Here is a 12,976-nt window from a genome sequence, read left to right as displayed (position 1 = left end):
ATGAAAAAGACTAAAATATTATACCTCATATTAGCTGTTAGCTTGCTGGCAGCTTCCTGCAAAAAATATCTAAACGTTGTACCCACCGAACTGGTTACCCAAGAAGCGGTATTTAATAATATTCAAAATGCTGAAGGTGCCTGGTCTCACTTATATGCTTCTTTAAATAATAATGATGTGCAGTTTGTGCGTGGTGGTGGAACTATACTGGGCGCTTGTACAGATGAATGTAAAAATCATTGGGAAAACGTACCTGAATTACCTTTTAACTCCGGCGCTTGGAATGCAACCAGTAATTCGTTGGACATGTGGGGACGTGCTTACCAATACATCCGTTCGGCAAATATATTTTTAGCGAATATAGACAAGACACCCCTTCCGGCCTCGCGGCTCGATTATTATCAGCCCCGCATTCCACAATATAAAGCAGAGGCCAGATTTTTGCGGGCAAACCAGTACTTTGAACTGTTCAGACGGTACGGTGCTGTACCTTTAATTAATACTGCATTAGCCACCACCGATCCTGCGGCCACCAATGCTGTAAGAAACTCTATAGACGAAGTGGTAGGTTTCATTACATCGGAGTGTGATGACATAGCAACAAGTTTACCCATATCTTACCCCAGTGGCTCAAGCGATTACGGACGTATTACTAAAGGCGCTGCGCTGGCCCTTAAGGCACGTACCCTACTTTATGCTGCTAGCCCTTTGTTTAATGGCAATACCATGTATGCCGGTATTAGAAATGCTGATGGTAAGCAATTGTTTCCGCAAACGTATGATAACAACAAGTGGCAGTTGGCTGCAAATGCTGCCAAAGCAGTGATAGATTTGAATGCCTACACGCTATCTAGTCCAAATCCAAGCAATCCGGTTGATAATTACGCACAATTATTTTTCACCAGAAATTCTGACGAAATAATTCTACCGTTGGTTATGGGCGGCAACCGTGATTTTGAAGGTAACTATATGCCTAATGGCCGAGATGCAAACGCGGTGAACGGTAACGGCAAAATGAGCGTTTTCCAGGAACTGGTTGACTCGTATGAAATGAACAATGGCCGTCCGATTAGTGACCCGCAATCAGGGTACCAGGAAACCGGCTTTTGGAACGGCACATTATGGGATGGTGTAAGAAACACGCCTGTGTCTAACGTTTCGAATATGTACAAAAACCGCGATCCACGGTTTTATGCAACCATTTTCTTTCAATACGGCGTTTGGAATTACGCCAATAACGCCCGGCCGCTAAGATTTGCCTGGTTTGGAAATAATGGTGGAGCTTGCGACGGCTGGCCAAAACCCGGAACTAATTGCGAAACAGGCTATAACTGGCGTAAATGGGCTGATCCGCAAGTTAATCTAAAAGGCGGCGGTAATGCCAACAGAAACTTTCCGATTATACGTTTAGCCGAAATGTACTTGATTTATGCTGAAGCCATGAATGAATTTTTGCCGGCGCCTAACAACGAAGTTTTTGACGCTGTAAACAGAATCAGAAGCCGCGTTTCTATGCCTGGACTTCCCATCATCTCTAGCGACAATAGCAAAGAGGGAATGCGGAAAAGGATACAAAACGAAAGACGTGTTGAATTTGCATTTGAGAACCAACGCTTTTGGGATGTGCGCCGCTGGCTGATTGCCAAAAATGTTGACAATGGCAATATGCACGGATTAAATGCCAGGCCGGCCCCTGCCGAGCTAAATGCTACAGGCTTAGATCCTAATAGCGAAGCTGCGGGAGTAGCAGTATTTTATAAAGTTGTTGTAGATCAAACAAGGGTATTTTTAGATAGACACTACCTGATGCCTATACCACAAACAGAACTTAATATAGACCCTGCCCTTGTACAAAATTACGGTTGGTAACAATTCAGTGTAACATTCAAAGTTTGCACCAACAACAGGCGTAAGAATGGAACCTTATTAAATACAGAAGAGAACTTTTAGATAAAGTTCTCTTCTGTATTGTATTATTTTTACTTTGCTTTCAACAAACTCCATAGCCTTATTCAATTAAAATAAGCTAAGGTTGATTATTATTATCGTCGAAAGATTGCGAAAAGCTTCTTTATTTCTCTCCTTTTAATATACTTAGCCGGGCATATAACTCAGCTATACAAGCCTCATCCAACAGCCATTTAGGCTTCTTAATTTCATCCTGTTTGGGCGTCCAGCTGTGGGTTGTAAAGCCATACTGGTCGCGGGTGTTTTGCCAGGCATAATTTAGGTCATGTTCAACGGCGGCTACGTACTTGTCATTATGATCTACCTTATATAAGGCTTCATAACCTCTAAACAGCACCGTAACAAACCAAGGCAGGTCGATATGTAAAATCAGATTCTTATCATGCGGCACACCGCTGTAATATTTGTAACTGTCGGCGGCTAACTGCTTGGCTTGCTCCAGGTATTGCTTTTCGCCGGTAAATTGATAAAGCATTACGGCAGCTTCAATCACCGAACCGGTGTTATAAGTCCAAAACGTCCGGTTCTGCTTGCCATCAATTTTAACATCGTTGGTAATGATACCTGTCGTGCTGTCGCGCAGGGTATCGTACATCCAGTTGTAAAACTTTTTACCCTGCTCCAGGTAATACTTCTCTTTACAACCCTGATATATTTTCAACGCTGTTAACGTAGCCATGCCATTGCTGCATGCCGGTTTTTGGTCATTATGTCCTTCCAGCCAGGTTACGCCACCTCCTGCGTCATTATTCCATCCGCTTAAAATAAACTTAAACACCTGTTTAGCCCGCTGCAAATACAGCGGGTTTTTAGTGTTAAAGTAAGATTCCATATAATCGATACCCACCAAGCCGTTATCATCGTAATACCTATCAGCCTTTTCAAATTTAACCGGATAAGCCTGGTAGCCTGTTGGCATGCGAACAGTATCCCGATATTGCTCAATTCCCATTGCCAAACTGTCCTGATAAGGCTTATATCTGGCTTTCAGCACTGGTATTTTCATCAGCACGTTAGTTGCCGAAGAAACGCCTGAAAATGGCCATAAAAAACTAACCTCTTTCTCCTTTACTGCTTCGCCCTGGAAATAGTTAAGCGTATCCTTTTTGTTTGACGGATAGTTTTCTGAAAAAAGTGCCCTTTGAGATGGTACCCGGTAACGTGTCCAAACATTCCTGTAAACAGTTTCAGCTCTTGCTTTATATTCTGCTGCTAAGCTTTTTTGTGCAGAAGAAAAGCCGGGTAGCACACAGAAAGCGAGTAACGCGGCTGCACCTTTAAATTTACTAGTTAAATTCATTAAAATAAATTCTGAAAATGTGCAAGTATTTATACCTCAGCTGCTTATTGCACTGATGGCGGCGGTGTGTTCACGCCCCAGTTTGTATTAGGCTTACTGCCCATAACAAAGGTTAATTTACCACCCTTCATCAGCTCATCGCGGTAAAGCCAACTGTTGTTTAACGGCCTACCATTAAATTCAGCTGACTGTATATAAACATTATCTTTTGAATTATTTTGAGTTTGAATAATGAGTTGTTGACCATTACCTAATGCGATAGTGGTTTTGTCAAAAAGCGGGCTGCCCAGTTCTATGATAGGACGCAAATCGGTAAACCCTTTCACATCAAACAGACCTAAAGCATTGATCACATACCATGATCCGAGCTGCCCTTGGTCTTCGTCTTGTCCATAACCGTAACCATGTATTGGTTCCGTACCATAAAACTCCTCGCCTATGCGTCTTGTCCACTTTTGAGTTAACCACGGCTTACCTGAGAAATTAAACAACCAGCTGATATGTAAGTTAGGCTGATTGCCATGGTTGTAAATAGAATTAATGCCAGCAAAAGCATCGATGGTTTTACCACCACCAAAGCCAAGCTTTTCTGATACGGTAAAAATACTGTCCAAGCGCTTATTAAAATTGTCTTTTCCAATAGCATCTATTAAACCAGCCGGGTTTTGTGGCACAAAAAAAGTATATTGTACCGCGTTTCCTTCCTGAAATCCTCTCCAAGGCTGATAAGGATCAAACTTTTCAATAAACTGCCCGTTTGCGCGTTTGGGTTGTATCAACTTACTCTGTGGGTTGAATATATACCGCCAGCCGTTTGATAATTTAATCAGCCTGTTGTAGTCTTCGTTTTTACCCATAGCCTTGGCCATTTGCGCGGTGGCAAATGCACTGTAGCTATACTCGAGCGTATGTGAACCGGCAAAATTTGATCCCGTTGAGTCCGTGGCAAAATCACGTCCGGTTTGATCAAAGTATGGTACATAGCCGTAGTGTATAAATGCTTTGGTATCCATCTTGCCCGCTCCTACCGGGCGGTTTTTGTAGTTTAGATCATTAGCTTTAACAGCCTCGTAAGCAAGATTTACATCGTAGTTACGAATGCCTACGTTATAGGCACCTGCCACAGCGAGTCCTACAAAATTGGTACCCACGCCAGATATATATTCGCTGTTGGCGATACCATCTCCAAACCAGCCCCTATCTTTATAAAGCTGAAGCTGGGTGTTTACAAAGCTACCGTACCATTTCGGATAAGAAAGTGACCATAACTGTGTAAGGTTCCAGTAACCTCCCCATATGGCATCGGTGTTAATAAATTCTGCTTTAAGCTGTTGATTTGCTTGTACCGGTAGCTGCCCGGTTTGGCCGGCATGTTTGGGATAGTTTCCGTTAACATCACTAGCTATACCCCTGCCCAGCAGGGCGTGGAATAACCCAGTATAGAATTTGGTTTTATTTTGCGTGTTGGTGTCTTGTACTGCTATTTTACCTAATTCCTGCTGCCATGTTTTTTGTGCCTGTTCTTTTGCTTTCGCAAATGACAGACCATTGGCTTCGGCAATAAAATTCTGCTTAGCATTAGCGTTTGAGGTATAAGACAAGCCAGTTTTAACTTCAATAGTTTCGTTTTCGCTGGTCTGGTAATTCAGAACCAGCCCGGCACCTTTACCTGACGCAGTGTTGGTATTACTTTCTACTTTGTTCGCGGTAAATGCGGTTACACTTGCTGGTTTCTTACTAATTTCACCATAAAAGTACATGGCTACCTTGCCTGCCGGATCGTAAATTTTTACATATTTAGGATAAGTACTTACAAAGCCTTCAAAGTGGGTATCGTCCAGCATTTTAATGCTTGCATCAGTAACAATATCACTTTCGCCCTGCTTGTTACCAATATCCAGTATGATGTGCGACTGGTTATTTTGTGGGAAAGTATAGCGTTGAAAGCCCACCCTTTTAGTAGCGGTGAGTTCGGCTGTGATCTGGTAATCGTCAAGCAATACTTTATAGTATCCCGGTTCGGCCACTTGGTTTTTCCGGTCAAATTTTGAGCGGTAACCTGATTGGGTGTCTTCTAAATCGCCGGGCTTGGTTTTCAATGTGCCTGTTGTTGGCATATAACTTACGCCGCCAACCTGCCACTCATGGAAATGCACAAAGCCTTCAATAGAATTTTGACGGGTATCGTACCCAACAGCTTCCCATCCGGATGGGTTGCCATAATGTCCATTAGTTGATGGTGCCAGTTTAGCCATGCCGTAAGGCACTGCAGCAGGCGTGTAAAAAAACCAGCGGCTGTGTGCGGTACCAATATTGGGATCAACGTATTTAAAAACACTTTCTCGTTTAACGCTGCAACTTGCCATTAATACTGACAATAACGCCGCAGCAGAAATCATTTTAATTTTCATGTAGATATATTAACATTAATGGCCTAAACCATCACCTAGTTACTTGTCATATTTTGCTACCATAGCCTGTATTCTTTGCATCCAGGCTTGGTCAACACCTTCTATCTCGGGCGAGCGGTTGTTGCCTGCAAATCCCGAGAAGTAATAATACGCATGTGTATCGGCATTTCTTGCAGCTTTGTTAAGCGCATCAATATTATTACGTGCGTAGGTTAGCCATTTTTCATCCTTATCCTGCTCATACAACCGAATCATACCCTGTGTTCCCCAACCACACCAAGCCGGATTTACACGTGTTTGCGTTGGGTCGGTATTGAAGATATAGCCTTTGTACTGCGAATTCCACAAAACAGCATTCATAGCGTTACCAATTGATTGTGCATTAGCTAAATATGAGGCATCATTGGTGGCTTTGCCAAATAATATATCAGCTTCCAGCATTATAGCGTTATCATAGGTAAATTTTTCATAATGCTTGGTTCCGGCACCGGTTCCATCAACTTTCCAGATATATAAGCCGCTCGCCGAGTCGTACATATTGTTACGCAACCAGTTGTTTACCTTAACGGCCCAGTCGCGATAAACCTGCTCACCTGTAACGGTATATAGCTTTGAAAAAAGCTGCATCGCTAAGCCGTTCGACTGTGTAGGCTTGTCAGGTTTCGATGTACTCCACCAAAAGCCACCGTTGTAAGTATTATCCCACAAACCGCTGTTGATGAGCCAATCGGCACAAGCCCGGGCTTTAGCTAAGTAAGCGGCTTTATCTGCGCCAGTAGTAATTTCATAAGCTTCCAGGTAAACCATTCCGGTCAAGCTGTTATCGTCAACAAATTTATCGCCGGCAGCACCTGCGCCGTTTAGGTTTACAATTGCAAAGTAACCACCCCGTGCATCTGCTTTATCCCAAAAGTTTTCCATGAATTTAAAAGTATTATTCATGTATGGTAATGCCGATGCATCTCCTGCTGCTATTAAAGCAGCATCGGCATATATTTGGCTAACATTATACCATTCATGGCATTCATTAGCACGGGTTGTGGTATTGGCTCGGTAGCCAAAACTGGGAGTAAGCAAATTGTTTGTTGAAAAGCTGCGGGTTTCTTTGGCCAGTTCCAGGTAACTTTTTGTGGCTACAGGCGGCTGTGTTACCGGTGGTTTAGTACCACCGCCCTGTTCGATATTTTTGTCTTTACTGCATGATACCGTAAGTATTGTTGCAGCTGTCATCAACCCTAATAAAACGTTCTTCATCACTCTAGGTTTAAAAGCCCCCTCCGTTCAACGGAGGGGGCTGATATTATTATTGGCTTATAAAACGGTAATCTTGTGTGTGTAAGCATCAGGCTGCAGCATTACTTCAGCCTTTACATGCTTTTTGTCTGCAGATGGATCAAACTTGTAGGTATTATCCCACTGCGAATTGGTAACAGGTACCAGATAAAAATAAGATGCCGGTTTACCTGCAGGTGCATCATTGTTTGGGTTTACGCTACCCATGTATTCGTTACCCGCAGCCGTATGAACAACAAACTTATATCGTTCATCCCTACCCCACGAAAACTGATAGAATTCAACCGCAACATTGGCCGCTTCGAACTTGCCGTTTCCTGTATAATTTAACGTGCCAATTTCGCTATTATAAGCTGACATGAACAAGCCGATAGACTGGATTTCCGTAACTTTAGACGTAGCAGATGAAAAATCAAAATTTAAACGATAAACTTTTTGCGTGCCACTTACACTTACCGGTGTGTTTCCTTCTTTAAGGATGCCGTTATCTATGTAGTAAGTTTTTCCGCCGGCTGTATTTTTATCGGTGATAATATAATCGCCCGCTTTAAGAGACGTGTATAATTCAAATACACCTTCTTCATTCTTTTTAAATTTCACAGCTTTGCTAAGATCTGCGCCGCCTTCTGTTGCCGAACCGGTAATATATAGTTCGGTTGGGCTTTCGGCAAAACCAGCCGGACGCTCCAATTGCAATGTACGTGATACAGATGCAAGTTTTGCGTTAGTAGCTTTTGACGCAATAACGGTCCATTTAAGCTTTCCTGTACTTGATGATGAAATACCTGCTGCGTTAGCAATTTTATTCAGGTCTTTATGGCTGATGCTCAGCTGCGGTTTCACACCTGCACCATCAGACACTATTTTATAAACAGGTTTGGAAAAATCGCCACTTGCTTTGTCGAAAGCAACCTCGTACAATATGGCTCCACCATCTTCAGTAGTTGCCGGTTCCCATTTAAATAGTACTGTTGCCGAGCTTGTAGGATCAAGCTTTACATCAGCATTGTCATTTGGTGTTGCCAAAGTACCTACCGGATTCAGATTTAAATCTAAAGGTCTATCATCCTTTTTACAGGAACTAATCATAATCAATGCCAGCAGCATGCAACCTGCCAGCTTTATAATCTTATTCATAATTTTGGTTTTATTGGTTTAATTGGTATAGCCCGGATTTTGACCTAAATTGCTGTTCAAGTTAACATCATGTGCAGGTATAGCCCACAGATAATCCCTTGATGGATTGAATTTTCTGAACTGTGCCCTGATGTACCCGTTATCGGTATTTACATCTGATGAAAACTTAGCACCATGTGCGTAGCCGTTCATTACCGTCTCAGCAATTTTCCATCTTCTGATATCATCAACACGCAAACCTTCCATAGCTAGTTCAACTCTTCTCTCACGGCGAATAATGTTGGTTAAATCGGCTCCAGCAGGATAATTTAATGCACCTGCGTCTGTAAAACCCGCACGGGCACGCAAAGCACCAATTGTTTTGTTCCAAACGCTTGCATCCATTTGACCAAGGCTTTGTTTGGCTTCTGCATAATCCAGCAATACTTCGGCGTATCTGATCAAGTGCAGGTTATTACCTGATACAAAATTGGGCAGTGCGCTTGGATCATAATATTTTCTCCAGTAATAACCGGTAGCTGATGCCGCTTGTGAACCAGCGCTGTATTCATCTAGTCCAGGTTGCACAGGATCGCTACCAGGCCTGATATAGATAGTTTTCGTTGTTCTGTCGGCGTTAACCCAAGTATAACGGTCGTATACCACAGTAGCGGTTAAACGGGGGTCGCGATTTACATAAGGATTTGACTCGTTGTAACCAGATCCGCCCTCTTTAACTCCTTTTCCATTCAGCATAATGTAATCATCAACTAATTCCTGAGTAGGTGCCATGCTGCTTACCCGGCCACCAACGGTGCGTGGAGCAAAATCCCAGAAATTGTTCCAGGTACGTCTAGATGGAACGTATTGCAATGAAAGGATGCTTTCTTTTGTGTTCCTGTTCACGTCCGGATCACTGAACAAAGCACTGTAACTGCTTTCCAGGCTATAACTTCCGTTAGCACCTTGTTCGTTCATCAATCTTTCACAGATACGTACTACATCAGCCATGCGGTCGCCCTGATACAACAGCACCCTTGCCTCTAAAGCAAGCGCAGCCCCTTTTGTAATACGGCCGTTTTCTGATGCCGGAATAGCATCTCTTGATGGCAATGCAGCGGCAGCAGCCTCTAGTTCATCAATCACAAATTTGTACACATTTGCTCTTGGCGAACGGCTAATAGTTTGTGCTTCCTCAGGTGTGGCATCATGGTCAACAATGGGTACATCGCCATACCACTTAGCCAGGTTAAAATGTTCAAAAGCGCGCATAAAACGGGTTTCGGCAGTCAACCTCGCTATGGTTGCAGCCGGCAGCGTAGTATTTCTGTTGATGTTGGCCAAAAAGATATTACATGACTTGATAGCCGAGTAGTAACTTCTCCAGTCACCTTCAAATTTCGCAGTTTGTGTTGTTGCACCGCCACTTGCAATCACGTTCAAATCGCCAGACGGTGAATAGGCGTTATCAGATAATGCCTCAGCGTCAAAGTAGAGGCCGCTGTTGTACATTAAACTATAGTTGTTGTTAAGCGCATTGTAAACGTTTACGTCAATCTGCCAAAAGGTTAGGTCAGAAAATTGATCTGTTGGCGCAATATCAAGTTTTTTACAACCTGATACCGCTACAACCGCAACAGATACGATTAAAAGCTTTTTAAAAAATTTCATTTTTCTGTATGTTTTAAAGATGATCTGTTAAAATGTTACATCGAGCCCTGCGCCGTAAAACACCGGCAGCGGATATTGCCTCGCACTGTTTGATGAGGAATAAATATCAACCCTGTTATTAAACTCTGAGGTTTCTGGGTCAATGAATTTAAGCTTGCTTAAAGTGGCCAAATTTTGGCCGATTAATGATATTCTCAACCTTTGGATACCCAGCTTTTGTGTAACGCCTTTACTAAATGTGTAGCCAATGTTTACATTTTTTAAGCGTACGTAAGCGGCGTTATACTTGTAAAGGTCAGACCCTGTGCGCCAGTTGTTAGTGTTTGACGGCGATCCGATGTTAGCCAGAATTGGGTAACGGGCATCGGGGTTGGTTGGCGACCAGATATCTGTTTGGTGTTCGTAAATGGTAGCACCATAACCATAATGGAACGGCTCAACAAGCTCGCCACGTAAAAAGGCATCGCGCTTACCTACACCCTGGATGAATAAAGACATGTCAAATCCTTTATAAGCTATCCGGTATGTAAAACCGAAAGTATAACGTGGAAATGGGTTACCTAAAACCGTTTTGTCTTTCTCATCAATAACACCATCACCATTACGGTCTTTAAATTTCACATCACCCGGCTGAACGTTATTTCCTGCAATTTTAGGTGAGTTGTCTATATCTTGCTGATTTTGGAAAAAACCGTTTGTTTGGTATCCATAGTACTGGGTAATAGGGTCACCTACTCTTCTGATTAACTGGAACACATCCTGCGGCTGGATGAACTCTGTAGCGGAACCGGTTAATTTAAGCAGCGTGTTCTTGTTATCAGCTATGTTTACACTAAAGCTTTGGGTAACATTTTTACTTCTTAAGTTGTAAGTTAATGCGGCTTCCCAACCAGTATTTCTAACTTTTGCCACATTGTAATCGGGAGTACCTGCGCCATAAATATAAGGCACATCAGCCCTTGGAGCTAGTATATCGCTTCTGGTTTCTCTGAAATAATCAAAAGTAGCCGTTAATTTATCGTCAAATATGCCAGCATCAAAACCGATGTTTAATTTAGCTGATTTTTCCCACCGTATGTCGCGGTTGGCGATATTTGTACCTGCACCACCAACAACATTTTTATCAAAACCGTAAGCGTTAGGGTAATTAAAATATAGGGTTTGATATTGGAAATTGTTAACATTCTGATTTCCGACAATACCGTATGAAGCTCTTAATTTAAAAGTGCTCAATGTATTTCTTACAGGTTCCATAAACGACTCCTGGGTTACAATCCAGCCTGCGCTAACCGATGGGAAGAAACTGGCGCGATTTCCCGCTGCAAACTTTGATGAAGCATCATCGCGGAACAAGGCCTCGAAAAGATATTTGTCTTTATAAGAGTAGTTTACGCGGCCAAATACGGAAAGTAAACTATTGCTATTAATACCTATACTGTTATTAGAGTTCTGTGTATCTGCAATAGTACCTGTAGTTGGCGTTCCCAAATAGGGATCAGTGAAAGTATTTTGGAACTGAAAACCGCGCTGACTATAGTTTTCGCTTGATACACCTAATTGAACTTTAAAAGTGTGATCGGTTATCTTTTTTCCATATTCAGCATAAAGTTTGGTATTGAACAAGGAAGATTTGCTATTACCGTCTAACACCGACAGGTCATTACCATACACACCGGCCGGCAAGTAGTTTACCTGTGTACGCCTAAAGAATGTACCGTTATTTTGCAAGGTACCACCAAACTCACCTGTTAATTTTAAGTCTTTGGTAATACTTAACTGACCGTTGAACGCACCGAAGATTTCATCGTTATCTGCCTGATTAAAACCACCTTTTTCAAGCACACCATATTCGTTGTATTGTGATGCAACTGGGTTGGTTAGGTAATTTCCGTCAGCATCCTTCCAACTGTAATTATAAGGTACACGGTTCGCATCAGCAAAGATGTTGTTGTCGCCAACACTATTGGTTTTATTGCGTGTTTTAGTATAATTTAAGATGATGTTTGCTCTAAGCTTACCGACAATAGAAGTTTGGTTAACCCTTAAGTTGTATTTTTGATACCCAAAATCTGCTCCCGATCCACCGTTGCCAATCAAGTTACTACCTTGGTTTTGATAACCTGCAGATACGTAATAAGAACTCTTTTCACCACCGCCCGTAAAGCTTACGTTATGTGATTGCAATGGCGCTTTTTTCAGTAAATGCTCAATATCCCAAGTACCATTACCAGCATCTTTTATAGCTTGAATTTGATCAGGCGTATAAGCAGGCGGTAAGCCAGAATTAATTAACGACTGGTTCTTATAATAAGCGTTGTCCCACGCGTCCACTTTGTGTACCAGTACCCTTGCGTCTTGCAAACCAAAACTACCGCTATAATTAACTGTAGATCTTGAATTGAACTTTCCGCCTTTAGTTGTCACCAACAATACACCGTTGGCAGCGCGTGATCCATATATAGCAGCGGAGCCAGCATCTTTCAGCACCGATACGCTTGCAATATCATTAGGATTAAGCGTACTTAAATTGCCCCCAACAATACCATCAATTACAACAAGGGGGTTATTATCACCCAAGGTTCCAACACCACGGATGTTAACCGTAACATCACTGCCCGGATTGAAATTATTTTGCTGTATAATTAAATTGGGAGATTCGCCCTGTAACGCCTGAAAGGTGTTAAGCACCGGCTTATTTTCAATATTTTTAGAGCTGATGGTACCTACAGCACCAGTTACATTTATTCTTTTTTGGGTACCGTAGCCAACAACCACCACATCGCTAAGGTTGCTGTTATTTGTTTTGAGGCTTACATTTATTTCGGTTTTGCCGGCAATTGCTACACTTTGAGTGGCAAAGCCAACAAAAGAAAAACTCAAATTACGGCTTGCGTAAGCGTCAGGAACATTTAGTTTGTACCGGCCATTTACATCTGTAACTGTACCGATGGTAGTACCCGGAATACTCACATTAACACCCGGTAACGGCTGACCGGCATCATCAAGTACCCGGCCGGATATAGCAACATCAACCGCCCTTTTATTTTGATACTCGTTGGTGGCAGCACCACCGGCCATAGCCATACTGCTTGATGCAACAAGGCAAAGCGTGCAAGCGAGCAGCGATTTGCTGTGACACCGAGCCAGCTTTTGGAATCTGTGTAATAGTTTTAATCTCATAATTAATTGGTTAAATTGGTTTTGATTTATCGGCAAG

7 protein-coding genes are annotated in these 12,976 nt (G+C 42.5%); 1 reads left to right on the top strand and 6 read right to left on the bottom strand.

What is annotated here, in order from left to right:
- Positions 1–1,869, top strand: coding sequence for a RagB/SusD family nutrient uptake outer membrane protein (locus tag GPM24_RS15230; protein WP_158827707.1), 1,869 nt, complete (start codon positions 1–3; stop codon positions 1,867–1,869).
- 202 nt (positions 1,870–2,071) lie between these two features.
- Here GPM24_RS15230 and GPM24_RS15225 read toward each other — a convergent pair whose 3' ends face one another.
- The 6 genes from GPM24_RS15225 to GPM24_RS15200 are packed head-to-tail and all read right to left on the bottom strand — an operon-like array spanning position 2,072 to position 12,939.
- Positions 2,072–3,268: a glycoside hydrolase family 76 protein gene (locus GPM24_RS15225; RefSeq protein ID WP_158827706.1), complete on the bottom strand. Its 1,197-nt coding sequence runs from the start codon at positions 3,266–3,268 to the stop codon at positions 2,072–2,074.
- A gap of 44 nt (positions 3,269–3,312) precedes the next feature.
- Complete coding sequence (locus GPM24_RS15220) at positions 3,313–5,679, bottom strand: GH92 family glycosyl hydrolase (protein WP_158827704.1); 2,367 nt, start codon at positions 5,677–5,679, stop codon at positions 3,313–3,315.
- Positions 5,680–5,718: 39 nt separating this feature from the next.
- Positions 5,719–6,933: a glycoside hydrolase family 76 protein gene (locus GPM24_RS15215; RefSeq protein WP_158827702.1), complete on the bottom strand. Its 1,215-nt coding sequence runs from the start codon at positions 6,931–6,933 to the stop codon at positions 5,719–5,721.
- 57 nt (positions 6,934–6,990) lie between these two features.
- Positions 6,991–8,109, bottom strand: coding sequence for a SusE domain-containing protein (locus GPM24_RS15210; RefSeq protein WP_158827701.1), 1,119 nt, complete (start codon positions 8,107–8,109; stop codon positions 6,991–6,993).
- Positions 8,110–8,127: 18 nt separating this feature from the next.
- Positions 8,128–9,759, bottom strand: coding sequence for a RagB/SusD family nutrient uptake outer membrane protein (locus GPM24_RS15205; RefSeq protein ID WP_158827700.1), 1,632 nt, complete (start codon positions 9,757–9,759; stop codon positions 8,128–8,130).
- A gap of 27 nt (positions 9,760–9,786) precedes the next feature.
- A complete protein-coding gene (locus tag GPM24_RS15200) occupies positions 9,787–12,939 on the bottom strand; it encodes a SusC/RagA family TonB-linked outer membrane protein (protein ID WP_158827697.1) in 3,153 nt (1,050 codons plus the stop codon).
- Positions 12,940–12,976: the final 37 nt, after the last annotated feature.

Origin of the sequence: Mucilaginibacter lacusdianchii, assembly GCF_009770985.1 — a bacterium.
Lineage (GTDB): Bacteria > Bacteroidota > Bacteroidia > Sphingobacteriales > Sphingobacteriaceae > Mucilaginibacter > Mucilaginibacter lacusdianchii.
This window is presented reverse-complemented; position numbering and strand designations above follow the sequence as displayed.

What these genes read in the sequence shown, in the direction of transcription:
- GPM24_RS15230 (WP_158827707.1), top strand. Translation starts at nt 1, where the DNA reads ATGAAAAAGACTAAAATATTATACCTCATATTAGCTGTTAGCTTGCTG.
- GPM24_RS15205 (WP_158827700.1), bottom strand. Translation starts at nt 9,759, where the DNA reads ATGAAATTTTTTAAAAAGCTTTTAATCGTATCTGTTGCGGTTGTAGCG.
- GPM24_RS15210 (WP_158827701.1), bottom strand. Translation starts at nt 8,109, where the DNA reads ATGAATAAGATTATAAAGCTGGCAGGTTGCATGCTGCTGGCATTGATT.
- GPM24_RS15225 (WP_158827706.1), bottom strand. Translation starts at nt 3,268, where the DNA reads ATGAATTTAACTAGTAAATTTAAAGGTGCAGCCGCGTTACTCGCTTTC.
- GPM24_RS15200 (WP_158827697.1), bottom strand. Translation starts at nt 12,939, where the DNA reads ATGAGATTAAAACTATTACACAGATTCCAAAAGCTGGCTCGGTGTCAC.
- GPM24_RS15215 (WP_158827702.1), bottom strand. Translation starts at nt 6,933, where the DNA reads ATGAAGAACGTTTTATTAGGGTTGATGACAGCTGCAACAATACTTACG.
- GPM24_RS15220 (WP_158827704.1), bottom strand. Translation starts at nt 5,679, where the DNA reads ATGAAAATTAAAATGATTTCTGCTGCGGCGTTATTGTCAGTATTAATG.